General features: G+C 42.2%; 22 protein-coding genes. 10 read left to right on the top strand and 12 right to left on the bottom strand.

Annotated elements, in window-relative coordinates; all coding sequences use genetic code 11:
* Positions 1 to 111: 111 nt before the first annotated feature.
* Positions 112 to 882: a DeoR/GlpR family DNA-binding transcription regulator gene (locus BM176_RS08385; RefSeq protein WP_090101499.1), complete on the bottom strand. Its 771-nt coding sequence runs from the start codon at positions 880 to 882 to the stop codon at positions 112 to 114.
* 559 nt (positions 883 to 1,441) lie between these two features.
* Here BM176_RS08385 and pafA point away from each other — a divergent pair.
* Positions 1,442 to 3,073: an alkaline phosphatase PafA gene (gene pafA / locus BM176_RS08380; RefSeq protein WP_090101498.1), complete on the top strand. Its 1,632-nt coding sequence runs from the start codon at positions 1,442 to 1,444 to the stop codon at positions 3,071 to 3,073.
* Between the two features lie 125 nt (positions 3,074 to 3,198).
* Here the strand turns inward: pafA and BM176_RS08375 are convergent, their stop codons facing one another.
* Positions 3,199 to 4,749, bottom strand: a complete 1,551-nt coding sequence (locus BM176_RS08375) for a glycoside hydrolase family 10-like protein (protein ID WP_255373468.1) — start codon at positions 4,747 to 4,749, stop codon at positions 3,199 to 3,201.
* A 331-nt stretch (positions 4,750 to 5,080) separates the two neighbouring features.
* Here BM176_RS08375 and BM176_RS08370 point away from each other — a divergent pair, with 331 nt between their 5' ends.
* From BM176_RS08370 to BM176_RS08360, 3 genes are all read left to right on the top strand, one after another.
* Positions 5,081 to 5,680 carry a NifU family protein gene (locus BM176_RS08370; protein WP_090101497.1) on the top strand — a complete coding sequence of 200 codons (600 nt, stop codon included), beginning with the start codon at positions 5,081 to 5,083 and terminating at the stop codon, positions 5,678 to 5,680.
* Positions 5,681 to 5,775: 95 nt separating this feature from the next.
* Positions 5,776 to 6,402: a nicotinamide riboside transporter PnuC gene (gene pnuC, locus BM176_RS08365; RefSeq protein ID WP_090101496.1), complete on the top strand. Its 627-nt coding sequence runs from the start codon at positions 5,776 to 5,778 to the stop codon at positions 6,400 to 6,402.
* Complete coding sequence (locus tag BM176_RS08360; RefSeq protein ID WP_090101495.1) at positions 6,399 to 6,923, top strand: AAA family ATPase; 525 nt, start codon at positions 6,399 to 6,401, stop codon at positions 6,921 to 6,923. The genes pnuC and BM176_RS08360 overlap by 4 nt, the downstream gene beginning before the upstream one ends.
* Before the next feature lie 97 nt (positions 6,924 to 7,020).
* Here BM176_RS08360 and mtgA read toward each other — a convergent pair whose 3' ends face one another.
* Entirely contained in the window at positions 7,021 to 7,734 is a 714-nt protein-coding gene (mtgA, locus tag BM176_RS08355; RefSeq protein ID WP_090101494.1) for a monofunctional biosynthetic peptidoglycan transglycosylase, read from the bottom strand.
* A gap of 107 nt (positions 7,735 to 7,841) precedes the next feature.
* Between mtgA and BM176_RS08350 the strand changes: the two genes are divergently transcribed.
* Together BM176_RS08350 and BM176_RS08345 are read left to right on the top strand one after the other, a co-directional pair.
* Positions 7,842 to 8,459 (top strand): L-threonylcarbamoyladenylate synthase, encoded by a 618-nt coding sequence (locus BM176_RS08350; RefSeq protein WP_090101493.1) that lies wholly within the window; start codon positions 7,842 to 7,844, stop codon positions 8,457 to 8,459.
* Positions 8,460 to 8,475: 16 nt separating this feature from the next.
* Positions 8,476 to 8,829, top strand: a complete 354-nt coding sequence (locus BM176_RS08345; RefSeq protein ID WP_143097752.1) for a hypothetical protein — start codon at positions 8,476 to 8,478, stop codon at positions 8,827 to 8,829.
* Between the two features lie 441 nt (positions 8,830 to 9,270).
* Here the strand turns inward: BM176_RS08345 and BM176_RS08340 are convergent, their stop codons facing one another.
* From BM176_RS08340 to polA, 3 genes are all read right to left on the bottom strand, one after another.
* On the bottom strand, positions 9,271 to 10,416 hold the full coding sequence (locus BM176_RS08340; RefSeq protein WP_090101490.1) for a C1 family peptidase: 1,146 nt from the start codon (positions 10,414 to 10,416) through the stop codon (positions 9,271 to 9,273).
* A gap of 133 nt (positions 10,417 to 10,549) precedes the next feature.
* Positions 10,550 to 11,071 carry a GNAT family N-acetyltransferase gene (locus BM176_RS08335; protein ID WP_090101483.1) on the bottom strand — a complete coding sequence of 174 codons (522 nt, stop codon included), beginning with the start codon at positions 11,069 to 11,071 and terminating at the stop codon, positions 10,550 to 10,552.
* A 295-nt stretch (positions 11,072 to 11,366) separates the two neighbouring features.
* A complete protein-coding gene (gene polA / locus BM176_RS08330; protein ID WP_090101475.1) occupies positions 11,367 to 14,186 on the bottom strand; it encodes a DNA polymerase I in 2,820 nt (939 codons plus the stop codon).
* 86 nt (positions 14,187 to 14,272) lie between these two features.
* Between polA and BM176_RS08325 the strand changes: the two genes are divergently transcribed.
* A complete protein-coding gene (locus BM176_RS08325; RefSeq protein ID WP_090101754.1) occupies positions 14,273 to 14,629 on the top strand; it encodes an arsenate reductase family protein in 357 nt (118 codons plus the stop codon).
* A gap of 320 nt (positions 14,630 to 14,949) precedes the next feature.
* On the opposite strand, the gene BM176_RS08320 is transcribed toward BM176_RS08325, so the two are convergent.
* Positions 14,950 to 16,044, bottom strand: coding sequence for a glycosyltransferase (locus BM176_RS08320; RefSeq protein WP_090101474.1), 1,095 nt, complete (start codon positions 16,042 to 16,044; stop codon positions 14,950 to 14,952).
* Between the two features lie 355 nt (positions 16,045 to 16,399).
* Here BM176_RS08320 and BM176_RS08315 point away from each other — a divergent pair, with 355 nt between their 5' ends.
* Positions 16,400 to 16,648: a hypothetical protein gene (locus tag BM176_RS08315; RefSeq protein WP_090101473.1), complete on the top strand. Its 249-nt coding sequence runs from the start codon at positions 16,400 to 16,402 to the stop codon at positions 16,646 to 16,648.
* 329 nt (positions 16,649 to 16,977) lie between these two features.
* Entirely contained in the window at positions 16,978 to 18,117 is a 1,140-nt protein-coding gene (locus BM176_RS08310) for a formimidoylglutamase (protein ID WP_090101472.1), read from the top strand.
* A gap of 67 nt (positions 18,118 to 18,184) precedes the next feature.
* On the opposite strand, the gene BM176_RS08305 is transcribed toward BM176_RS08310, so the two are convergent.
* From BM176_RS08305 to BM176_RS08285, 5 genes are all read right to left on the bottom strand, one after another.
* A complete protein-coding gene (locus BM176_RS08305) occupies positions 18,185 to 18,595 on the bottom strand; it encodes a lysozyme inhibitor LprI family protein (RefSeq protein WP_090101471.1) in 411 nt (136 codons plus the stop codon).
* Positions 18,596 to 18,722: 127 nt separating this feature from the next.
* Positions 18,723 to 20,006, bottom strand: coding sequence for a M16 family metallopeptidase (locus BM176_RS08300; RefSeq protein WP_090101470.1), 1,284 nt, complete (start codon positions 20,004 to 20,006; stop codon positions 18,723 to 18,725).
* 60 nt (positions 20,007 to 20,066) lie between these two features.
* Positions 20,067 to 21,305, bottom strand: a complete 1,239-nt coding sequence (locus BM176_RS08295) for a M16 family metallopeptidase (RefSeq protein ID WP_090101469.1) — start codon at positions 21,303 to 21,305, stop codon at positions 20,067 to 20,069.
* A gap of 89 nt (positions 21,306 to 21,394) precedes the next feature.
* Positions 21,395 to 22,300 (bottom strand): aspartyl protease family protein, encoded by a 906-nt coding sequence (locus BM176_RS08290; protein WP_177230330.1) that lies wholly within the window; start codon positions 22,298 to 22,300, stop codon positions 21,395 to 21,397.
* A gap of 46 nt (positions 22,301 to 22,346) precedes the next feature.
* On the bottom strand, positions 22,347 to 23,576 hold the full coding sequence (locus tag BM176_RS08285) for an aspartyl protease family protein (protein WP_255373467.1): 1,230 nt from the start codon (positions 23,574 to 23,576) through the stop codon (positions 22,347 to 22,349).
* A gap of 89 nt (positions 23,577 to 23,665) precedes the next feature.
* Between BM176_RS08285 and mqnC the strand changes: the two genes are divergently transcribed.
* The gene (mqnC, locus tag BM176_RS08280; protein WP_090101464.1) at positions 23,666 to 24,790 is read left to right on the top strand and encodes a cyclic dehypoxanthinyl futalosine synthase; all 1,125 of its coding nucleotides are present in this window, start codon (positions 23,666 to 23,668) and stop codon (positions 24,788 to 24,790) included.
* Positions 24,791 to 25,058 lie beyond the last annotated feature (268 nt).

Genomic DNA, 25,058 nt, shown 5'->3' with positions numbered 1-25,058 from the left:
ATTTTTGTCATAGTAATTTTTGAGTGGTATCTAAAATTACTAATCAGCCCTTTATCTTCCAAAAAGAAAAGGGCTGACCTTTTTGGTCAGCCCCTCTTAATAATATGTTGTCTAAACGATTCTGACATTCACCCCCAAATCTTCCAGGGCTTTTACAATATGTGGAGAAATGCCGCGGTCGGTAATGATTTCATCAATATCCTCAATTCCACAGATTTTACCAAAGCCACGCCGGCCAAATTTTGAAGAGTCTGCCAGTACGATCGTTTTCTGAGCTGCGTTCACCATCCGCTGGTTTAATTGTGCTTCCAGGATGTTGGTAGTGGTAAGTCCGAATTCTATATCAATCCCGTCTAATCCCAGAAATAGTTTGCTGCAGGAAAAGTCTGCCAGGATTCTTTCTGCATAAGTACCGGTAACAGAAGAGGAGCTATTCCTCACAATACCACCCAATTGTAATACCTCTATTTCCGGATGACGAAGCAGTTCCTGCGCTACATTCAATGCAGGAGTGATCACCGTAAGATGCCCTTTGGGGTGAATGTTCCTGGAAAGAGCCAGGGCTGTAGTACCGGAGGAGATAATAATAGCATCGTTGGGAGCTATCAACGCAGCTGCGGCTATTGCAATATTGTTCTTTTCGTCCCTGCGGATCTTTTCCTTCTCGTTGACTGGCTTATCATTGATGTACGGATTGTGTATTGTAGCACCTCCGTGAGATCGGAATAATAAAGCTTTGTCTTCCAGTAATTTGAGGTCTTTCCTAATGGTAACGCCAGATACATCCAGCTCTTTGCAGAGATCCACCACGTTTACATATCCCTTCTCAGACAGCCTGTCGAGGATATATTTATGCCGTTCTGCAATATTTATCATTGACATATACTAAGAATTAAAAAGTATAGAAATTTATCACCATCTGGGACAATCTCCTTCCAAATGGTTACAAAAGTACTTTCATGTTATTGAATTTAATGCATAATGACAGAAAAAAATATTATTAAAATTTGTGGTCTTTAATGTATAAATGAAAGGATATGAAGTTACTGACCCCTGATTTAGCTGTTCAAAAAAGTGCAAATTTTAACTAAAGTAATGCTAACTCATTCACAAGGATATATTTTTGTATTTCAGTAATTGTTTCTTTAGTTTTTTTGTGTCATTTTATAGGCTATTTCAAAAGGTTTGATTTTCTTTTTTCTTATCCCTCCAAAGAAGTAAAAATGAAAGTATTTATTTTATAAAGTAACCTCTTGTGCCCTTTCAGGAGTAAATTTTTATGGCCCGGAACGGAAATATTTCAATGGTTCAGGAGTGTAGTTTTATCCTTTTATTTGCCCATTGATAAATTAATATTTTGAAAGGATAGATAATTTTAACAACATTGAACAGAATGTATGTGTTTGATACGCAAACCAATTGAATGTTGAAATTATCGATTATGAATAAACAATTATCCGTTATTGTACTGGCATGTGCAATGATTCAGAGTACTTCTGTCATAGCACAGAAGGTTGTTGAACGGCCCAAACTTGTAGTAGGTATCGTGGTAGACCAGATGCGCTGGGATTACCTGTATCGTTATGCTGACCGTTATGAAGCGGGTGGGTTCAAACGGATGCTCGGAGAAGGGTTTACATGCGAAAATGCTTACATCACACACCTGCCCTCATTTACGGCGGTAGGCCATAGCACTATTTATACAGGTTCAATACCTGCTATTCATGGTATTACCGGGAATGACTGGACAGACCAGGTAACAGGTCGCAAATGGTACTGTACAGAAGATACTACCGTACAATCAATAGGAACCACTTCTGATGCTGGAAAAATGTCTCCCCGGAACTTACTGGCCTCTACTATCACAGACGAATTGAAACTGGCAACGAATTTCCGTTCAAAAGTTGTAGGCGTGTCCCTGAAAGACCGTGCTTCTATACTGCCGGCTGGGCATACGCCCGATGGTGCTTTCTGGTTAGATGATAGTAATGGTAGCTTTGTTACCAGCTCCTATTATATGAATGACCTGCCAGGCTGGGTAAAGGATTTCAACAATACAAAAGAACCAGCGAAACTAATGTCCAAACCATGGGAAACATTGTATCCTATAAATACATATCATCAGAGTACTTCTGATGAAGCTAAATGGGAAGGAAATTTCAAAGGAGAAACAACAAGCACTTTCCCGCATAATATGCCTGTGATTTATCAGCAGGATCCTGCTAGCCTCCGCACTACGCCTTCCGGCAATACGTTGACACTGGATTTTGCCAAAGCTGCAATTGCGGGGTATAGTCTTGGCAGCGATAGCGTAACGGATTTCCTTACTATCAACTGTGCTTCTACGGACTATGTGGGTCATCAGTATGGTCCGAATTCTATAGAAGTGGAAGATACTTACCTGAGACTCGATAAGGATCTGGCTGCATTTTTCCGCTACCTGGATCAGCGGGTGGGTAAAGGTAATTATCTGGTGTTTCTGTCTGCAGATCATGGAGCGGCACATTCTGTAGGATTTATGCAGGAACATAACATTCCGGCGGGACTTGTACCGGGGACAAAACTCGTGGCTGGCGTAAATGCTGTACTGGCAGCCCGGTTTGGGGTAGATGGGCTGGCGCTTTCCGGTCAGAATTACCACCTGAGTTTTGACACAAAAAAGATAGCCGCACAGAAGCTGGATTATGATGCTGTTAAAAAAGAAGCAGTAAGATATCTGCAAGAGCAGCCGGGAATTGAGTTTGCCGTTGACATAGAAAATATTGGCAATAGTCCGGTACCGGAGCCTATCAAAACAATGATTATCAACGGATATAATCCTAAACGTTGTGGTGCTTTAATGATCATTCAGGAACCGGGCTGGTACCAGGGATATGATAAAGGAACCACACATGGTAGCTGGAATCCTTTTGATACTCACCTGCCATTGGTGTTTATGGGCTGGCATGTGAAACATGGTGCAACTAATGAGACCGTGAGCATGACAGATATTGCGCCTACTATTGCTGCGATGTTACATATTCAGATGCCAAATGGAAATGTGGGCAAACCAGTGATGGCGGTGTATAAATAACATTAGAAAATTGCAGAGAATTTTCCCGGGAAAGTTCTCTGCAAATCATTTTGCCGATATCGATAAAATGATCAGAAGCTGGTATGGTAGTACCTCTCCGATTAAAACAACATCACAGTAATTGTTTATTCGGGATCAAACATAAATCTCGCTTTACGGCCTACAATCTTCATATATAAAGGATCACTGGCATGGCTCTCATTCTGTAACCGATCCAGTGCCGTAACTACATAAGTATAAATTCTCCCTTTTTCGTAAGTCACATCTATGTACTGAGGGTCCGACATCTGTGGAAGAATGGCCAGGATTTTTGCAGGATCGTTCAGGTTGATCACTTCATTTGAATTGAAGCGATACAGTACATATTGATTGGTACGACCGGAAGTATCATCATCTGCCCAATAAAGATTCAGGCCATTCGCCCGTTCAAAAGCATCAATAAAATATGGAGGGAACGGAGTGTTTGCTTTCAACCAGGGCATTGTTGGTCTTAATGCAGGATAGCGGTAAAAATGGTTCCGGAGGGTATCTTCTATTCCCCGGGGATTTCCTGTGAAAGATTTTGCGCTATAGAAAATGCTGCCCTGAATGGTATTAAGGGTGCGTAGTTCTGTGATCTGGATCGGGAGTTCTGCGGGATTACTCCAGGCAGCATTGCTGTTGATCCTGTATAATCCGTGGCCAATATATACATGGCGGCCATATCCATGCTGGGCCCACCAGTTGAGCAGTACTTCGTAATCTGCCACCCGATGACCCCGCTCCCAATATAGCTGAGGAGCTGCATAGTCTATCCAGCCATTCTTCAGCCACTTCAGCACATCTGCATATAGATCATCATAGTTGCTGAGTGCACCTTTACCCGAATAGGAGCCATCCGAATCCCTGTCTTTGCCGCGCCATATACCAAATGGGCTGATGCCAAACTTCACCCAGGGTTTTTCTTCCTTAATCATTTTGCCAACCATCTGGATAATGGTATCTACATTCCACCTGCGCCAGTCGTCCCTTGCCATTCCGCGGCCATATAACCTGTAGGAACTATTGTCGGGAAAGTTTTTGCCGGGCACAGGATAAGGATAGAAATAGTCGTCAAAGTGAACGGCATCTATATCGTAGCGGCGTACCACATCACGGATAATCTGTGTAACGTATTCCCTTACCTCTGGTACTCCAGGATCAAAGTATTTCCTGTTATCGAAGGTGAGGAACCACTGTGGCCGCTGGCGGGTGATGTGAGTAGCAGCTACATTGTTGTGACTGGCATTCATTATTGCACGGTAGGGATTGAACCACGCATGAAACTCCATACCCCGCTTGTGGGTTTCTTCCAGCATGAATTGAAGGGGATCGTAATACGGATCCGGTGCCTGCCCTTGTTTACCGGTAAGATATTCGGACCAGGGTTCGAATGGAGATGCATAAAAAGCGTCTGCCACCGGGCGGACCTGGACTACAACCGCATTGATACCATTACGCTGTTGAGTATTGAGTATGTTTATGAATTCCTGTTTCTGCTGCTCTACGGGCAGTCCACGTCTCGATGGCCAGTCAATATTCTCTACTGTTGCTATCCATACAGCACGCAATTCCCTCTTTGGGGGTAACTGTGCAAAACCCTGTTGGGAAAAGAGACCTGTCAGCAGCATTACCGCTAATAAATGCTTCACCATCATCTACAATTCGTTATGACCTGAAAATTGCGAAAGTAATGAAACCATTTAATTAAGGAATGGTATTGCAAGTCTAATTATCAATGTTGTTATTAAAAATTAAACCAGCCGTTTCTATTGTCGTTGGTAATTTGAACAGAGGATTTAACGTGTAATGATATTCTTTCAATAGTTATAGATCGCTGACAGAATGAGTATTAAAGTCTTGCAGATACTATATAAATATGTTATTTGTCTATAGATCTATTGTAAAATTCGATAGGTTTCCGGGGATTCTATCCCATCTTTCTGCGTGAAAGTTGCTACCTTTGCATTATCTAAAGAACAGAATACCATGATTAAAACTGGAAATCCAATTATCAGCATATATACGGAGATGACGCCAAACCCGGAAACAATGAAGTTTGTAGCTAACAAACTGTTGTATCCAGGCAAGCACATCGATTTTCCGGATGAAGCCAGTGCAAAACCATCTCCTCTTGCGGCAGAGCTGTTCAGCTTTCCGTTTATCAGGGGTGTTTTTATTATGGCTAACTTCATTACCCTTACAAAGAACTCTGACACTGACTGGAACGATATCATACCTACTATCAAAGCTTTCCTGAAAGAATACCTGGAGGATAACAACAGGCCTATTGTGAATGAAGACGAGATAGTAATAACTAAAGATTCCGGTAGTAACGAAGTGAGTGCGGATGATACTGATGTAGTAAAACGTATTAAAGAATTACTTGAAAATTACGTGAAACCTGCAGTAGAAATGGACGGAGGAGCAATTCAATTTAAAGATTACAACGAAGGTACGGTAACGTTAATGCTGCAGGGATCCTGTTCAGGCTGCCCATCTTCTATGATTACGCTGAAGGCTGGTATTGAAGGCATGATGAAGCGGATGATCCCGGAAGTGAAAGAAGTAGTGGCAGAAACAGAATAAGCCATAGTTGAGAGAATGATAGTGTTAAAAATGGAGCACAGTCTTTTGACTGTGCTTTTTATTTGCCAGTAGCGGCCTGTACGTATATTTGCCACATGAATTTTGAGATAATCTATCAGAGCTTGCGGGAAGGCGTTCATGCCATGAGCTGGTTAGAAATAATAGCAGCACTATTTGGCGCGGTTAGCGTGATATGCAGTAAACAGAATAGTATCTGGCTGTATCCCACAGGGCTGGTAAGCACAGGGATTTATGTATACCTGCTTTCTCGCGATCAGTTTAAATTATATGCAGAGGCCACCATGAATGCTTACTACTTTATTATGAGCATATATGGTTGGTATTACTGGGCTAAAAAGGATGAAACAGAACCGGTTACGCCTATTACATGGACCAGCAGGCAAGATTGGATGATTGTATTACTCATTTCCCTGGTTGGCTGGGGTACCTTCTATTATTTGCTGAAAAACTTTTCCAATTCAGATGTACCATTAATAGATGCGTTTGTATCGGCTACTGCCTGCAGTGGCATGTGGTTACTGGCAAAAAGAAAGATAGAGAACTGGCTGGTGTTGAATGTTTCAAACCTGGTAGCCATCCCCCTTTTATTTCATAAGAAACTGTTTCCCACAGCAGTGTTAACAATCTTCCTGTTTATTGTAGCGGTGTTAGGTTATTTTAGCTGGCAAAAGATCTATATAAAGCATAAGGAAGCAGTATGAAAAAAGTAGTTGTCATAGGACCGGAATCTACCGGAAAGAGTACACTCAGTGAACAGCTGGCGGCACACTACAATACTATATGGGTGCCTGAATATGCCCGCCAGTTCATAGAGGAACTGCCGCGTCCATATGAGCAGCATGATTTGCTGGATATAGCTGAAGGACAATTGAGTCTGGAGGATGAAAGGGCTGCGCTGGCAAATAAGTTACTGATATGCGATACTGATGTGCATGTAATCAAAGTCTGGAGTGAGCATAAGTATAATGGGTGCGACCCGCTGATCCTGGCTTACATCGCTTCCCGGAAATACGATTTGTACTTGCTAACCTACATAGACGTTCCCTGGGTGGAAGATCCTCAGCGGGAATACCCTGATCCGAAAATGAGGGAATACTTTTTTAATGTTTACAGAGATATTGTAGCAGCATCCGGAGTACCCTGGGTAGAGATCCGCGGTAGTGTGCAAGATAGGCTGCGAACATCGGTTCATGCGATAGATAGTTTGCTGAAAGAAGTCTAAGGGATGAAAATTATACAGCCTTTGATTCGTTGGGTGACATAAAAGAAAAGGACGAGGCAAAGCCCCGTCCTTTTCTTTTATGTATGAGTTCGTGATATTACTTGCTGCTTACCAGTGCTGAAATATCGGGATCACCGGCAAGGAAACGCATTTGAGTAAGAATTCTGCGTTGGCGCCATGCCGTGATACGGGCAGGAGGATTGACTGTATACTTTACCGGATTAGGCAAACAGGCAGCTATCATCGCGGATTGTTCCCTGTTAAGTGAAGCGGCACTCTTGTGATAATATTGTTGAGCAGCGGCTTCTACACCAAAAATACCGTCTCCGGTCTGGGCCACATTCAGGTACATTTCGAGAATCCGCTCTTTTCCCCACAGTTTTTCGATCATAAAAGTAAAATACACTTCCAGCCCTTTGCGTATCCAGCTTCTACCCTGCCACAGGAAAACGTTTTTAGCTACCTGTTGGCTAATAGTACTTGCTCCCCGGATCTTTTTACTTTTCTGATTATGCTTCATTGCCTTTTCTATAGACTTGAAATCAAATCCGTTATGATCAGGAAAAAGCTGGTCTTCACTTGCCAGTACAGCCAGCTTGCTGTGTTGGGAGATCTCATCATAATCTACCCATGTTTTATGAAACTTTTTATCAGTCCCCCAGAGGCTGAACCAGCTGGAAATCATGGTCACCGTAATTGGTGGATTTACCCAGCGTAACAGGATGAGATAAAGTAAATGAGCAATAAAGAGCACTAATAGCACGCGCTTCAGTCTTCTCCATGTTCTCGGAACAATTCCTTTTGTGTTCATCCAGATTGGTTTAGAAAATCGGGCGGAAAGATAATAAGATTATTTAATGTGCGAATGTGTAAATGTTGAATCGTCGGGGATCGTTGCATATTCCGTAAATTAGCAGTATGCTTTTGACCTTACATCCTGATAATCCGAATCCCCGCCACTTAAAAACGATAGTTGAATGTTTGAAAGATGGAGGAGTGATCATTTACCCTACAGATACTGTGTATGGCCTGGGATGTGACATTTCTCAGCATAAAGCCGTGGAACGGATTTGCCGCATTAAACAGATAAATCCTGCCAAAGCACAATTCTCGTTTATCTGTTCGGATTTGAGTCATTTATCAGATTACGCAAAAAGTGTGGATACTCCTGTCTTTAGAATGTTAAAGAAGGCATTGCCGGGTCCATATACATTCATTTTGCCTGCAAGTAAAATGGTGCCTAAGATCCTTAAGGCGAAAAAAGATACAGTAGGGATTCGTGTACCGGATAATAATATATGCCGGGCAATTGTGAGTGAATTGGGGAACCCGATTATGAGTACCTCTCTTCCAATAGAAGTGTATGTGGAAGAATATACGGACCCGGAAATCATACATGAAAAATTCGGAAAGATTGTGGATATCGTAGTGGATGGAGGTATAGGAGGAATGACTTTCTCTACCGTTGTGGATTGTACCGATTCAGAACCGGTACTGATCAGAGAGGGCGCAGGAAGCTGGGAGGAACTATTATAAACTTAAAACAATGTTTATGAAAAAGGTGATCCTGTTAATGCTTATTGCTATTCCCGGCCTGTCAATGGCGCAGCAGAAAATAGCAGCTACCAGTCAGTTATCGGTAGCCCCTCTTTACCCGTTAATCTCTCATTCTTTTAATCTCCGGTTGGTCGCCCCCGCCCCTGTATCTTTGTTAACTTTTTCATCTGCACAGGAATTACCCATTGCCCCAAAAGCGACTTCACCGGTAGGTCCGGGAGATTATTATCAGCAATGTTTTGGCTATTTCTGTAAAAGAGAATGGGCATGGGAGAAACAAACCAAAGTTCCTGTAAAATTTCGCCTGGGAAGTTACCAGGAGGCACAGCGTATTGAAGGGAAGCATTGAATCTCCGCTACAGTAGGATGATAGAAGGAAACTATTTGATCTAAGCAAATAAATAATTTGACATCGTCAACAAATGAATTAACTTTTAAACAGGTTAAATTCAGTTGTGTGTCGCAAGGATTTTAGGTTGATCTGGTTTGTTATCATAATCATCTGCCGAAGGCAAATATTTCATTCTATTCCCGATTCTTCTCATCATCAAACTATAGGTAAAGTAGTGTTTAGTGATAAGTTCATTATTAACGGTAACTCTTGTAAGTGTCTGTTGATGGGGGTTTAGGAGAAGATTGTTGACGTAGTCATTAAAGATCAAGTCCTTTATTTCAACTGTCCAGGACAGTTGAAATAAAGGACTTGATCCCTCCCCTTAACAACCAAAGGTTGATGAAAGGAGTAAAAGTAATGTATGCGATAATGCACGATTGCTTAATAAATGCTCAATTATTGTTTGATCCCTAATTTCTTCGCGATAGCAGCAGGCAATGCTTTTTTGTTCAGCATGATGCAGGTAGTCTTGTAAGCAAAGAATGGTTCAGAAGCATAAAAATAGCCGTTACCAGGATTAGCAGTACCCCATGAGTTTTTCACACGGAAGAATACTTTTCCTGTCTGATCCTTAGCCATACCTACAATGAGCATACCATGATCATCCTGTGTTTCGAAGTTATCAAATGCCAGCTGGCGTAATTCAGGAGTGATGGTTTTTTCTGTGACAGGTTCATCAAATGCTTTTTTCCTTTCATCAGGAGTCATGTCTTCCAACTCAGTAGCGGGAACTATTGCAAGACCTTCACGGAAGTTGAAGCCTTTTTCGCTTACATCGGATGCCCAGGCAATGGTATAACCAGTCTGAATAGCATTTTCTGCAATATCCGTCAGGTCCTTTAAAGGAACATTATATACTCTTTCCCAATTCCAGTTGTCTGGTATTTCCAGTACAAACTGTTCGTAATAAGGGTGATGGGTAAATGAAGATACAAGCACATAATCATCAGCATTCAGTCCCAATTCTTTGGCAAAGGTCTGAGGAGTGTAGCTTTTGCCATTATAATCAAATTTCTGAGGAGCATCGCCCATGTAGGCATTAAGCACACCATCAAAAGCGGTTTTCCAGTTTTGATTAACAATGCCTTCACTGGCACCAATGCTCTTAGTCATGTTTTCCAGCAGGCCAGTCATTTCAGCGTGGTTGTAAGTTTTTACCCGGTTACCATCGTAAATGCTCTGGGGTACCATACCATATTCACGCAGGCACAACAGATCGTCCGGAAAACCACCACCTTCTCCAAAGTTGGCTTTACCATGCATACGTACATAATTAACCGCTTTGAGAGGGTACATTTTTCTTACTACAAACATTTCGCTCAGGTTCAGGTCTTTGCCTTTACCATTGCGCAGCAATTCGGCCTGGAAAAAGGACAGTCCGGAAAAGGACCAGCAGGTACCGGTACGGCCCTGATTTTCCACATCTCCTGCATCCATGTTCTTTATTACTGTAAATTGATAGTGGCTACCTTCCTTATTGGAGGTTTGGGCCATTGCCGCTGTAGAACAAAATGCGGCAAAGCATAAGATCCATTTTTTCATTGTTGTGGTGATTTGATTTTGGTAAAAACAGGTAATAAATGTAAGGGAAAGCAAGCATTGCTATAGCGAAAAGAAGGACGAACGGGCTATATACAGGTGGGATGCAGTAAAAGAATGGACAATAATGCAGGGATCAGTCTGCCGGTAACTCATACTGGTTACGGGTTATTTCCCAACGCCACAACTGATCTTCAGGAACTTCACCCGCAAAATGCATCCCTGATTTTTGCAATACTTTTACATAGGCCGTGTATTCTACTTCCGTATGGGCTACAACCTTTTGAACATATGAATGATTAAAGGCAAAGCGGATAAGGGCCTGTGTAAACTCTGTACCATAGCCTTTTTCCCGGTATGAGGGAGTTATCTCATACACTATTTCTACGGTACCGGTACTATCGGGGCGTCCTTTAAAGCCGCCAGCACCAATCAGCCGCCGGTCCTCTTTGTGTATCACAAGGTAAAAGAACCAGCCCAGTAAAGAAGGGTCATTGCGTAATTTGTCATATGCTACTAAGATTATCTCAGGGAACGAGGTCCAGAATTCGGGGATTTCTATATCCAGGAGTTCACCCAATACATCCTCACCTTGCAACAGCGCTTCGAAATGTTGCAGGGAACAAGACAGTAATTGTAACCGGGAGGTCAGGATCATGGCCGAAAGCTAGTAAACGAATTTGTAAAACACAATAGGGGACATGCTATAATTCCTGAATGGCTGTGATGAGGCAACAGTGGGATTTTATATGGAGAGGGCGAAAATGTTGGCCGCAGAGCTAAAGAGAAACACAAAAAGAAAATTAAATATTTGAAGCTTTTTATACACAAAGGCTCCTGTGTATAAAAAGTCTGTAAAAAATGAATATTGGAGCTGAGAATTGCTTAAACAGTATACGGTTCATCCGGTTATTTATGCTTTTGCAATTCTCAGCTCTTTTATTTTATATAATTTAATGTGCCTGTAACCAGTTGACACCTGATCCGATCTCAACTTCTACCGGAACAGCCAGCGGCAGCGCATTGCGCATGCCTTCGAGGATAAGTGGTTTAATGATATCTACTTCGTCACGATGGGCATCAAATACCAACTCATCATGTACCTGTAAGATCATTTTAGAGCGGAGATTATGCTGCTGGAATGTTTTGTGAATGGAGATCATTGCCAGCTTGATCATATCCGCAGCAGTACCCTGGATAGGCATGTTGATAGCATTTCTTTCTGCATATCCCCGTACAACAGCGTTGGAAGAATTAATATCCTTTAACCAGCGTTTACGACCCAGTAATGTTTCCACATAACCATTTACCTGCGCAAATTTGATCTGTGAATCCATGTATTCTTTAATGGCAGGGTATTGCGCAAAATAGTTATCGATTAGCATTTTGGCCTCACTGCGGGCAATACCCAGGTTTTCAGACAAACCAAATGCGCTCACACCATAAATGATCCCGAAGTTTACACTCTTTGCATTGCGGCGCATTTCCGATGTTACTTCCGAAAGGTCAATGCCGTATACCTTGGCTGCGGTAGCAGTGTGAATATCCAGTTTGTTTTGGAAGGCATCCATCATCTGGGCATCTTTACTGATGGCTGCAATGATGCGCAGTTCTATTTGTGAATAGTCGGCAGACAGCAATATATATTCCTCATTCCGGGGCACAAAGGCCTTGCGTACTTCCCGTCCTCTATCTGTCCGGATTGGGATGTTCTGCAGGTTTGGATTGTTGGAACTCAAACGGCCAGTAACAGCTACCGCCTGATTATAGGAAGTATGTACCCGGTTAGTGCGGTTATTTACCATTAATGGCAGGGCATCTACATAAGTCGATTTTAGTTTACTCAGCTCACGGAATACCAGGATGTCTTCTACTATCTGGTGTTTATTAGACAGTTTCTGTAATACATCTTCTCCTGTAGCATATTGTCCTGTGCGGGTTTTCTTTGCTTTAGGATCCAGTTGGAGTTTCTCAAACAATACCTCTCCCAACTGCTTGGGGGAGGCCAGGTTAAAACGTACACCAGCCTGTGTATATACACTTTCTTCCGCTCTTTTTATTTCTGTATCCAGCTCACGGGAATACTCAGCCAGTGCCTGTTTGTCTACCGCAATACCTTCGTATTCCATGTCTGTCAATACCCTTACCAGTGGGTTCTCTATTTCATAGAATACTTTTTCTACACTTTTGAGTGTTAATAGTGGCGCAAACTTTTCTTTCAGTTGCAGGGTAATGTCTGCATCTTCAGCCGCATATTCTTTTATTTTATCCAGTTCAACATCACGCATGTTGCCCTGAGTCTTACCCTTTTTACCAATGAGTGATTCTATGGATACCGGTTCGTATTGCAGGTACTGCGCACTCAGGAGATCCATACTGCGACGGCCTTCCGGCTCAATAAGATAATGTGCCAGCATGGTATCGAATACAGGGCCTTTTATTTCTATACCGTACCATTTCAACACGATCATATCATACTTGATATTCTGGCCTACAAAGAGAATGTTTGTAGACTCAAACAAGGGGCGGAAGCTTTCTGTAATAGCTTTTGCCGCCACCTGATCTGCCGGTACCGGCACATACCAGGCTTCACCAGCCGCAAAAGCAAAACTCATACCCACCAGTTCTACATTGTTGGCATCAGTGCCAGTAGTTTCCGTATCAAAAGATACTTCCTGCCGTTGTAAAAGTTTTTCAAGAAGAGCGGCTCTCGCTTCTGGTGTATCTGCCAGATGATAATGATGGGCAGTATTATGGATATTATTTTCAGCTACCAGGATGCTTGGTGTAGCGTCCTGTGATTCTTCACGGGCAGGTTGCAGGTTGGTTTCCGCTACAATATTGCCAAACAGGTCCAGTTGTGCATTGCCTGTATCTGTGCTGGCACTGGCAGCAAAAGACTCACCCAGGATTCTTTTGCCCAGCGTTTTAAATTCGAGTTCTGTAAATACTTCGGCCAGCAGATCTTTGTTAGACTCTTTAATGCAGAAATCCTCTTCATGAAAAACGACCGGCACATTAGTAATAATCGTAGCCAGCTGTTTTGATAAAATAGCGCTTTCTGCACCCGCTTTGATCTTTTCGCCCATTTTACCGGCTATATTATCTGCATTGGCCAGTACATTCTCAATAGAACCATACTGAGAAAGCAGTTTCATTGCGGTCTTCTCTCCTACGCCGGGAATACCGGGAATATTATCTACCGCATCACCCATTAGTCCCAGGATATCTATTACCTGGTGAACACCTGTGATCTGCCATTTTTCACATACCTCTTTCACTCCCATTATTTCCTCCTTGCTACCCATGTATGGAGGCTTGTAAATGAACACATTGTCTCTTACCAGTTGCCCGTAATCTTTATCCGGAGTTACCATGTATACAGTGTAGCCAGCATCTGCGGCTTCCCAGGCCAGGGTCCCGATTACGTCATCCGCCTCATAACCATCCAGCTCTACGCAGGGGATATTGAAGCCGCTGATGATCCTTTTAATATCAGGAATGGCATCTGTCAGGTCTTCCGGAGCATCCTCACGATTGGCTTTATAATCGGTAAAGGTGGTGTGCCTTTCAGTGGGTGCGCTGGTATCAAACGCAATGGCCATGTGAGTTGGCTTCTCTTTATTGATAAGATCAAGTAAGGTAGTGGTGAAACCAAACTGTGCATTGGTATTCCGGCCGGTGCTGGTTAGGCGCGGATTCCTGATTAATCCATAGTAGGCACGATAGATCAGTGCCATGGCATCCAGTAAAAACAGTTTCTTTTCTTGCATCTCCCAAAAATAGGGATCAATTATGAAATAAATCTGTTTTGGAATTTGCTTATTGTGAGATGATCTTTGCGTACAAAGAAAAAAGGATGAAGAAAATATATCATTTGTCTACCTGTACTACCTGCAAAAGGATTCTGGAAGCCGTTGATGCAAAGGAGAACGGATTTGTTTTACAGGATATCAAGACCGAAAAAATTACGGCAGAACAACTTGAAGAAATGCATGCGCTGAGTGGTAGTTATGAAGTCTTGTTCAGTCGCCGTTCCCAGAAATACCGGCCTATGGGACTGCATGAAAAAGAATTGACAGAGAAAGATTATCATGATCTGATTCTTCAGGAATATTCTTTTCTAAAACGCCCGGTAGCGGTAGTTGGAAAACAGATTTTTATTGGAAGCGATAAAAAGACGGTAGAAGGGCTGGAAGCCGTTGCGAAGGGATGATAACATATTTCATTCATGGAGGAGAGTAGCAGCCCTTGATTGCTAATGGTCAATAAATACGCCTTATCTGCTGTGATGATTAGGTAAAGTTTTATCAGGGAATAAATCTCTAATCTTATTCTAAAGCTAAATTAATAAACTAAACAGGCAAATGCGGTGTATTTATTGACATTAGCAATCGCCCCGGCAGGTGTTATTACTGGCCGGGGCTGAATCAAAAGCATCCTGTTTGTAGAAAGAAAAACATTGACCCCGTGAGGAGTCTCTTTCTCTCAGAGCCCCATTAAGTGTGATTCCTTATTTTTAGTTCAGCAGTTCCTTTACAGCGACTTTACGAAATCTCTTACTACCTGCTTATACTGTTCCATATCTTCCTCATGCTCAAAGGATTTGAAAGGAAAGGTTTTAGCAGCTTCCAGAGCTTCCGGAAGATTGAATTTATCCTGTGTAATATTATAGAAATATCCCTTTTTCATCAGGAATTTGCCAAGGTATTCCTGTTCGGACTGACCCGGAGTAGGGATAAGGATTGCTTTTTTGTTCAGTTTAACAAGATCCATCAAGGTAGTATAGCCGGAGCGGCTCAATACCATTCCGGATGCCAGCATCGCTTCGTTCAATTCACTGGCATTCAGGTGATTAACCTGAAGAATGTGTGGGGTAATCTGTTGTTTTTCCGGCGTGCCGGGTTTTCCACTCACAATTAATGCAGTGATAGGCAGTGACTTAACTTGTTCCAGTACCATTTTTTCCAGGTTAGAACGTTGAGGTTCAGGGCCGGAAATCAGTACCAGCAAATCATATTGTTTAGCCACACCTGGCCGGTTCACAAACCGGCTAAGGCAACCCAGGTAGGTAGTATTCGGTGGTAATACTTTAGGATGTGCCAGTATCCCGGAAAGGTTGTCGCTGCCCGCATAATCGGGAATCCAGCAGGCACTATATTTACGGATGAAACTGTAATTAAGCTGCTGCAGCCACTTTTCAAGAATTCCTCCAAAAGGAGTTTTGATCAGTAACTGATGGGAAATGAAGATGGTTGGGATTTTGCTGTGATAAAGCCCAAAGCGGTTGTCAGAGATTACGGCATTTATATTGTGTTCAGTCACAACCTGTTGCAGCCATTTCTGTTCATATTTTATGGCTTCCAGGATCTTAGGGATCTGTTGGATGATCTTAATGCCAAAGAACCAGCCTTTCTGCGCATACTGAATGCGGTAACCAGGAAGGGAAAGAATGGTGAGCTGTGGAAATTCCTGCTGTAGAAGTGCAGCGTGTTTCCCTTCTGCTGCAATAACTACATCACAGCCAGCGTTTAATATTTCATGGATAAGTGGGATGTCGCGTGTAGCATGTCCTAACCCCCAGTCGAGTGGGACTACCAGTATTTTTTTTCGCGTAGAAATTGTGGACAAATATTTGAATTTTTTACGAAATTAGCTTAATTTAGAAATGCGCACTGTTAAGAAAAGGTAAACTCTCATGCAGACTGGCATTATAGATTAGCAGGAATACAACTAAGAGTATGATAACTAGAAAATGGCTGATTATCTTTTTTTTGTGCGGAACTTTGAGCATAATGTGGCAGAGCTGTAAGGTTTTTAAGAAAAATGATTGCGGATGCCCTACCATGAATAAGAAGCGAATGCATTGATTTGTAAATGCTTTTGAAGCAAAACATCACATCCAGTTAGTCTATTATACCGGGCCACGCTATTATGAAAACACCTTGAATAACAAATTCGAAGTGGAACTGTCAAATTATTTCAGATGAAACAAGTTGAGAGGGATTTATTGATCTTACTGCATGAGGATCGGTATAACGAACAACAAATCCAGTATGCAGTAAAACAAATTAGCGACATGTTGACCGTGGTTGAAACCATGGAGTATCTTTGTAATGTAATGGAAGTAGCTGATTGTAATAAAAATCGTGTTACCAGCAGACGTACAATACTAAAAAAGGTGTTTGCAAGAAAAGAGCACAAACCTTTTGAGTTCATTATTCATAAGAACTGATCAGCATTATTTTAAAAAAGAATAGTCAGTTATTCCTATAGCTAACTAAGCAGCGTAAGCATGCAAAAAATCAGCAATACCCGCATGTGAGTTTTTCCCACCCCAATTTATTCTTTATAAGAAAAACCCGCTATTACTCCTTCATTCTAACTAAGAAATGTCAGCATGTGAGGTTTTCCCAATTCATTATTCAAAAATGCAGATTACTCCTGCTTTATAACCAGACAGCGTTAGCATGTAATTTTTTTAAGAGACTGGTTCTTTTTTTCTTAATTCCGTAATTCATAATTGATTCGTAGGTTTGCCGGCAAACAAAAAAACTGTTTTTGATGGCAGACTTTACACTCCTGCATGATTATTTACACCCAATTTCCAAAGCGAACCTGAACGACGATGAGGAATACGATGAATGCCAGATAGGTGGGATCGTAGACCTGTATGAAGATGGGCATACTCCTAATCTGGATGTAGCAGATATCGTTTTGTTGGGGGTGGGTGAAGATCGTGGTTATGGCCCTGGTAAAAAAGGGGGTGATGCGGCAGATATTATCCGCCGTGAATTTTACAATTTATATTACTGGCACAAAGATGTGCATGTGGCAGATATTGGAAATCTGAAAAGAGGAGCCTCTCTGAAAGATACTTATGCCGCACTCAGAACCGTACTGGCAGAACTGATCAATGCCAGCAAAACAGTGATCATCATGGGGGGATCTCATGATCTTACTTATGCACAATACAAGGCATATAGTTCACAGAAGTACGTAATTGAGGCCACAGTGGCAGATGCGCTGATAGACCTGAAAGAAGAATCGCTCATACCTGCAGAGGGCTTTTTAATGGATATGCTGACAGAGCAACCGAACTATATCCGCCATTATAATCATATCGGTTTCCAGAGCTATTATGTGCACCCCCGAATGTTGGAAACATTGGACAAGCTCCGGTTTGACTGCTATCGCCTGGGTAAGGTACGCGAGAACGTGGAAGAGATCGAACCGGTGCTGCGCAATACAGATCTTTTCAGTCTGGATATCAATATCATCAAACATAATGATGCTCCCGCCAATATCCTCTCTCCTAATGGACTTGGAGGAGATGAAGCGTGTGCACTTTCCCGTTACGCTGGTATGAGTAGCCGCCTGAGTACCTATGGTATTTATGGATATCGTCCTGAAAGGGATCGCGATCAGCTAACGGCAAGACAGATAGCGCAGATGTTATGGTACTTTATGGATGGATATGCGGTAAAGAATAAAGAAGCATTATTGGAAAACCGGGATGCCTTCTGGGAATTTAATATCGTGTGTGCAGATATAAATACTGTTTTCCTGAAAAGCAAGAAAACACACCGCTGGTGGATGCAATTGCCAGGTAAAGAATTTGTGCCTTGTGCTTATAGCGATTATGTGCAAGCCAGTAATAATGAGATGCCGGAACGATGGCTGAGACATCAGGAAAGAATGTAAATTATCTATAAAAGCAAAACGCGGAATGCCTGTAAAGGATTCCGCGTTTTGCTTTTATAAAAAGTTTTTATGAGCGAATATTGGCTAATAATTCTATCACACGATTCTTCAGATATTCTGCTTTATTGTCTGTAACAATCATATCATCATTCAGTCCGGGCAGGGTTAAGGGCCTTTTCTTCTCAGCGCGGATGTCGATGTTCTTAAAGTATGCTTCTTTTTTTTCAATCCACAACTGCTGTGATACCTGTAAAGACTCCCTGCGGTTATTATCCATTTTACTGTATAACTGGCGATATACGGTATTCAGCAGACTATCCATCTGCGTATAATATTGCAATGCACAATTGTAAACATTGTTTCCTTCTCCAAGGCATTGTTGATAACGGAGTTCAAGAGAATCTACAGTTGTTTTACTGGCTTGTGAAAAAACATTCAGGCATAAGCACAATGGCAAGCAGAGGAGCAATAACTTCATAGGATCCGGTTATTAGGACCGCAAATATAGTTAAATAACATTATATGGTCAATTGTTTGCATGTAAAAAAGCCATCCATAAGCGCCTTGAAGGGCCTATGGATGGCTTTTTAGCAAATAGTAGGATCTTATATTACCACCAGCTCATAGAAGTCTTCCGGTGTAAAGTATTGTTGAGCAAGTTGTTGTAATTCTTCTGCTGTAATTGTCTTAATTGTGCGAATATTATTGTAGAAATAATTTTCGTCCAGGTCATTTAGAATCAGATTTTTCCAGCGCTGAATGATCTGGAAGGCACCATCAAGATCCCCCAATACAGAGCCAATCATAAAATTCCGTACCAGGTGAAGTTCTTCTTCTGGCACTAGTTCCTGTTGCAGAGTATGCAATTCTTTATATATTTCTTTGATAGTGGCTTCGCACACATCACGGCCTGCTTCTGTATGGATGTTGATTGCGCCACTCTGGCGGAAATTATAGATCTGTGAAGAGATGCCATAAGTATACCCTTTTTCCTCCCTGATATTACTCATCAGACGGGAGCCAAAATAACCGCCAAATATAGTATTCAATACCAGCATCTTAGAGAAATCAGGATGATAGCGATTCGGGAAATGACGCGCCACGCGTACAGCACCCTGTACCCCGTTTTCATCATTAAAGATGCGGAATTTCTTTTCTTCTGCCGGCAGGATTGGTAATTGTTCCCTTATAATGTTCGTTTCTCCATTCCATTTGGTAGTACCAAAGTACTGGTTCAGGAGAGTCACCATATTGGCGGGTAAGTTACCCGCTACAAAGATCTTACAGTTATTGTATGTATAGTGTTGTTTGTAGAAGGCAAGGAGTGTTTGCGATTGTAGCGCATCATATGAATCCATAGTGCTTACTCTGCCATAAGGATGAAACTCGCCGAACAGATATTTATCAATGTGGCGGTTTGCTACAAAATCACATTTCTGCAAATTTACAGCCAGGCGTTGTTTCATATTCTGTTGAAACGTACCCAGTTCTTCTTCAGAGAAGGTTGGATCCTGGATTACTTCCTGTAACACTGGCAATAGCTGTGTTAGGTGTTTGGTAAGGCAGTGCAGGGTATATGTTGCATTTTCATGGTGACTGGTACGGTTCAGGTACGCTCCATGATAATCTATACTTTCATTTATTTCCAGTGCAGAATGCTTGCTGGTCCCATTTTTCATAAGAAAATTGGTAGCAGATGCCACCAGGTTTTCCGTTTCGAACCAGCTACCGCCAGGAAAAACGAGTTCAAGCTGGAGTGTATCCTGCTCGTCAGATTTTACTACATAAACAGGGATACCGTTATCCAGGGTGAATTTTTCGCAAGGTTTAAGCGTAATGTCGAAATCCACGGCATCCTTTATCTCAGGGGCAATTTTTCGGTTTATCATTAATCTGTTTGAATATTATTTACGAAGGATAATAAAGCTGGCATAAAGCCGCAAAAGCTATTATTTATCCGCGTAATAGTAAATAGTATTGGAATTTTTTTCGTCGAACAGTTGTTGAGCTTCCCTGTGAAGATCGGCAGTAGTAATCGCTTCGTAGTTGCTAAACTCTTTATTCATTAACTCAGCGTCTCCCATCAGTTCATAAAAAGCAAGGTTGTTGGCGCGATTAAGCAGTTCCATATCTTCAAAGGCCAGCATACTTTCCACACGGTTCTTTACCTTTTGCAGTTCCCGTTCCGGAATAATTTCCTGCTGTACTTTATCGATCTCCAGTTGAACTGCCTTTTCAGCATCTTTCATTTTCACACCTTTTACCAGTTTACCTTCTATGGTCAGCAAACCGGCGTCCAGTGTTCCAAAATGATAGCAGTCGATATTACTGAAAAGTTTCTTTTCTTTTACCAATACCTGGTGCAGACGGGAAGATGCACCTCCTCCGAGAATATCTGAAATCAGATCAACAGCGTAATACTCTTTCTCCACGCGGCCGGGCATATGATAACATTTATACAGCGCATCCAGGGGCACACTGGCTTTTACTTCCAGTTTATGCGCCGCTGTTTGTGGCGGTTCTACGGGTAATTTACGAGGAATTTTCTCTCCGGCAGGAATATCGCCAAACCATTTTTCAGCTAATACCTTTACCTGTTCCAGAGTTACATGACCACCTACAACCAATATCGCATTTGATGGACGATAGTATTTAAAGAAGAATGCCTTCACATCTTCCAGCCGGGCCTCTTCTATGTGCGACAATTCCTTTCCAATAGTCATCCACTTGTAGGGATGTGTAGAATAAGCAAGGTCACGCATTTTATGCCATACATCGCCGTAAGGCTTATTGATATAATGCTCTTTGAACTCTTCACTGACTACTTTACGCTGTACGTCCAGGCTTTTTTCACTGAAAGCAAGAGAAAGCATGCGGTCACTCTCCAGCCAGAAAGCGGTTTCAATATTTTCTGCTGGTAACTGGATATAGTAGTTGGTGAGGTCGCTGGTTGTAAAGGCATTGTTTTCTCCTCCAGCCATCTGTAGGGGCTCATCATACTCCGGAATGTTCACGGAACCGCCAAACATCAGATGTTCAAATAAGTGCGCAAAACCGGTTTTGTTCGCATCTTCATCCCGTGCACCCACGTCGTACATCACGTTTACCACTGCCATAGGAGTAGTGTGATCTTCATGCACAATTACGCGCAGGCCATTTGCCAAGGTGAATTTATTGTAATGAATCATATTCCTCTTTTCCTGTTTATGAGAATTGCAAGTTATTAAAACTACGGCAGAATGGGCGAAAAGCAAAAAAGAGGAGTATTTTGAGAATGTTATTTTTCCAGAAAAAGTTCCTTTTCGTTATAGTTAATGGTAATAGTGCGGAATTGCTTCCACACAAAAAAACCAATGGAACCGGCTACTTCCGTCATAGAACCGGCATCATCCACATCCGGGGAATAGCTTGCCGGCACTTGTTCTACCCGGTATGCGCCCATAGCCAGGAAGGGTATAGTGATGTTCGTGTAAGTAAGTACTTTAAAGAGATCCTGTACTTTATCCGTATTTATTATCGGTAAAGTGGTATTGAGATGGTATTTTTCAACAAAAGGCCAGTTGAAGAGAATACCGTATTCCCCACCTGAAATAAAGTGAAAACGGTTGGCAATGGTTTTACCATCTGGCAACTCGATCATGGCTTCTATTGCCGGGGTTTTGAAATTAATGGAAAGCGGCATGCGCTTGCCTTTCACTTCCGGGGGAGTTTTCCCGGCCCGGTATAATAGCAGTTGTTGGTGTTCGTAATCTATTGTTACTATGAAAGTCTTCAGAAGATCCACGCCTATGATTCCGTCTATTGGTATGGAACTATTACGGAATTCCTTGAGGTTTTCCAGGTATACCTTTACAAAGGGGATCCTGGTTTTAGAAAGATATAACAGGCTGATGGTAGAAGTGGGAACCCTTATCACCACATCGTCAGTGCCACTCATGCCCGCAACGTCCGTACTTTCCAGTTTCAATGTTTTAGCCGTTTCCTGGTTCATTGTAGTGATCTCCGCACCTGTATCAAAGATAAAGTGCAGGGTATCAATAGAAGTCGTTACTGTAGCAGGAATGATGAGGTACCGGTCGTACATGCGGAATGGCAACGTTGCCACCACTTTTGAATTGGTACCATCCTGGCCAGAGACGAGTGCCGGCAGGCAGATAAGTATAGCAAAAATGTATTTTCTCACATTACACATCAAAACGGAAGATAGTACAATGTAGTATTTCAACTTACTATAATATGCTTTTGATCTGTATTTTTTTTAAGAGAAGTTCTTTGTCACGCTTAATCAATAAAGTAGGACGGGTGCCCACATTTTTGAGCAAATCGCGGTAAAGCTGGAGGTTGTCAGATATTATATTGTTGATGGCTATAATTTTATCTCCTTTTTGGAATCCGGATTTCTCTGCCGGAGATCCTTTAATGATATCTGTGATTTCTACCTGTCCATCTATCAGGTAAATGATCAATCCTGTGTAAGAATAATCAAAAGGATCCCGGAAATGGGAATTGGGAACCAGGTATATTTCCTTTTTGCCATAATTAAGGTAAAGGTTAAAGCGCCGTAACAGATCATTGCCGACCATACCCCCCAGGAAGGGATAAGCAGTGATATTGCTCACATCATCGAACAGGTAAACGGGCACATTACGGAAGGAATAGGAACCCAGTTTAAACTCCTGGATGGTGGTAATGTCCATACTCATTTTACCGCCCAGGCCCTGCGCTTCTGTCTGGATCACTTTTCTCTGCCTTTTGCGGGAAGAAAGTACCGCACTATCATGTACAAACTGTTTTGAGAACAGCAGGCACATACCAGCTCCTGTATCAAAGTAGTAGCGTGTGTTCCGTTGGGTTTTTCCATTGCGTAACTGTGCGCTTACAATGGGGATAAGGGTGAGGGAAGGGCGCATCAGCAATCCTCCTTTAGGATAAGTGAAATTACCTTTAGAATAAATAGTGATGGTTTCTGTATCATAGTCTATCTGCACAATATACCTGCTAAGAATGCTATAGCCCATGATACCATCTACTTGCAGCCCATAAACCTGGCTTATCAGCTCGTAGTCGTTAATATGAAAGTTCAGACTGTCCACGGTTAATCCGGGTAGCAACAATGTGCGATTCATGGCAAAGGCTACCTTTTTTGAGCCGCCCACTCCACGTACAATCTTATCTGAGGGCGTTAGGGCGATGCCCAGACGCAGGCAGGTGCTCGTATCAAGGGAAATGCCGGCACTACCCGTATCAAGAATAAACTGAAGGGTATCAGGTATTCCCTCAAGCTGTGCCTGGATCACTACTACCCCACCATAGTATTGTTTGAAAGGGAATCGGGAAATGAGCACCCCTTCGTTAGAAGTGCCTGCTTTTGAATGTGTTGCTTGTGCAGTTGCTACGTGGAATGTAGTGATGGCCGATAAAATTAACCAACAGTGCTTTAACAGTGTTGCTCTTTGCATACGAATAAATAACAGAATGACGGTCTCATAAATTTAACATTAAAATAGTTGGGTGTAGTGGATTTTGTTTTTTCCTACCTTTGTTTATCATGGAACTGAAAGATCTATATAGCAAAGCACTGAACTTTGAGTGGCTTACACCAGAAGAAGGGGTATATCTATTTGAAAAAGCTCCACTTACAGAGCTCATGCATATTGCAAATGAGTTGCGTAAGCAGCAGGTACCACATGGTAAGGTTACATGGCAGATAGACCGTAACGTGAATACCACAAACGTCTGTACTGCTAATTGCAAGTTCTGCAATTTTTACCGCATTCCGGGACATGCAGAAGCTTACATTACTACCATCGACGAATACAAGAAGAAGATAGAGGAGACGATGAAATACGGAGGTGATCAATTGTTAGTACAGGGCGGTCATCATCCGGAATTGGGTCTCAAGTTTTATGTGGATACTTTCAGTAAACTGAAAGAATTATATCCAACGTTGAAATTGAATGCGCTTGGCCCCCCGGAAGTAGCGCATATTACAAAACTTGAGAAAAGTACTCATACTGAGGTGCTGAAGGCATTGAAGGCTGCTGGTATGACCAGCTTACCCGGTGCCGGTGCGGAAATACTGAATGATCGCGTACGCAGGCTGATCTCCAAAGGAAAGTGTGGAGCACAGGAATGGCTGGACGTAATGAGAGCCGCTCATAAACTGAATATCCCATCCTCTGCGACAATGATGTTTGGCCATGTGGAAACATTAATGGAACGTTTTGAACATCTCGCAGCTCTCAGGCAGGTACAGAGTGAGAAACCAGAAGGTCATTACGGTTTTACCGCCTTCATTCCCTGGACCTTCCAGGATGTGGATACGCTCTTATCCCGCATCAGAGGGGTGCATAACATGACCACTTCGGAAGAATATATCCGCATGATCGCAATGAGCCGCATTATGTTGCCCAATATTAAGAATGTTCAGGCTTCCTGGTTAACAGTTGGTAAGCAGGTAGCGCAGATCTGTCTTCGCGCAGGTGCCAACGACTTTGGATCTATCATGCTTGAAGAGAATGTAGTAAGTGCAGCTGGTGCTCCTCACCGCTTTACCTACCGCTCAATGCAGGAAGCTATCAAAGAAGCTGGTTTTGAGCCACAATTGCGTAACCAGCTATATGAGTTCCGTGAAATTCCGGCTGGTATCCAGGAACAGGTAATAGATTATTGATTATATTAAATCTTATATAAAACAGGCTGTATCGTACTTATGATACAGCCTGTTTTTATTCAGGTCACTGATGTCGACGATGCTCTGTTTAAGCGAGCCTCAAGCCCTTCATTTATTTTCGATCCATCTTCTTTTCATTAAAAGTCTATTTCAAATAATTGTAAATCAACTGATTTGTAAAATGGCTTCCATAATATTTTCTGCTATAATGTAATGGCTTTTATCTCCATTTGTGAACTTGCTCTTATTGGTTTTATTTGGTTTTTAA

The organism is Chitinophaga sp. CF118 (assembly GCF_900112615.1).
Classification (GTDB): Bacteria; Bacteroidota; Bacteroidia; order Chitinophagales; family Chitinophagaceae; genus Chitinophaga.
This window is presented reverse-complemented; position numbering and strand designations above follow the sequence as displayed.

Coding starts and splice junctions, on each gene's coding strand:
- BM176_RS08385 (WP_090101499.1), bottom strand. CDS start 882: ATGTCAATGATAAATATTGCAGAACGGCATAAATATATCCTCGACAGG.
- pafA (WP_090101498.1), top strand. CDS start 1,442: ATGAATAAACAATTATCCGTTATTGTACTGGCATGTGCAATGATTCAG.
- BM176_RS08375 (WP_255373468.1), bottom strand. CDS start 4,749: ATGATGGTGAAGCATTTATTAGCGGTAATGCTGCTGACAGGTCTCTTT.
- BM176_RS08370 (WP_090101497.1), top strand. CDS start 5,081: ATGATTAAAACTGGAAATCCAATTATCAGCATATATACGGAGATGACG.
- pnuC (WP_090101496.1), top strand. CDS start 5,776: ATGAATTTTGAGATAATCTATCAGAGCTTGCGGGAAGGCGTTCATGCC.
- BM176_RS08360 (WP_090101495.1), top strand. CDS start 6,399: ATGAAAAAAGTAGTTGTCATAGGACCGGAATCTACCGGAAAGAGTACA.
- mtgA (WP_090101494.1), bottom strand. CDS start 7,734: ATGAACACAAAAGGAATTGTTCCGAGAACATGGAGAAGACTGAAGCGC.
- BM176_RS08350 (WP_090101493.1), top strand. CDS start 7,842: ATGCTTTTGACCTTACATCCTGATAATCCGAATCCCCGCCACTTAAAA.
- BM176_RS08345 (WP_143097752.1), top strand. CDS start 8,476: ATGAAAAAGGTGATCCTGTTAATGCTTATTGCTATTCCCGGCCTGTCA.
- BM176_RS08340 (WP_090101490.1), bottom strand. CDS start 10,416: ATGAAAAAATGGATCTTATGCTTTGCCGCATTTTGTTCTACAGCGGCA.
- BM176_RS08335 (WP_090101483.1), bottom strand. CDS start 11,071: ATGATCCTGACCTCCCGGTTACAATTACTGTCTTGTTCCCTGCAACAT.
- polA (WP_090101475.1), bottom strand. CDS start 14,186: ATGCAAGAAAAGAAACTGTTTTTACTGGATGCCATGGCACTGATCTAT.
- BM176_RS08325 (WP_090101754.1), top strand. CDS start 14,273: ATGAAGAAAATATATCATTTGTCTACCTGTACTACCTGCAAAAGGATT.
- BM176_RS08315 (WP_090101473.1), top strand. CDS start 16,400: ATGAAACAAGTTGAGAGGGATTTATTGATCTTACTGCATGAGGATCGG.
- BM176_RS08310 (WP_090101472.1), top strand. CDS start 16,978: ATGGCAGACTTTACACTCCTGCATGATTATTTACACCCAATTTCCAAA.
- BM176_RS08305 (WP_090101471.1), bottom strand. CDS start 18,595: ATGAAGTTATTGCTCCTCTGCTTGCCATTGTGCTTATGCCTGAATGTT.
- BM176_RS08300 (WP_090101470.1), bottom strand. CDS start 20,006: ATGATAAACCGAAAAATTGCCCCTGAGATAAAGGATGCCGTGGATTTC.
- BM176_RS08295 (WP_090101469.1), bottom strand. CDS start 21,305: ATGATTCATTACAATAAATTCACCTTGGCAAATGGCCTGCGCGTAATT.
- BM176_RS08285 (WP_255373467.1), bottom strand. CDS start 23,576: ATGCAAAGAGCAACACTGTTAAAGCACTGTTGGTTAATTTTATCGGCC.
- mqnC (WP_090101464.1), top strand. CDS start 23,666: ATGGAACTGAAAGATCTATATAGCAAAGCACTGAACTTTGAGTGGCTT.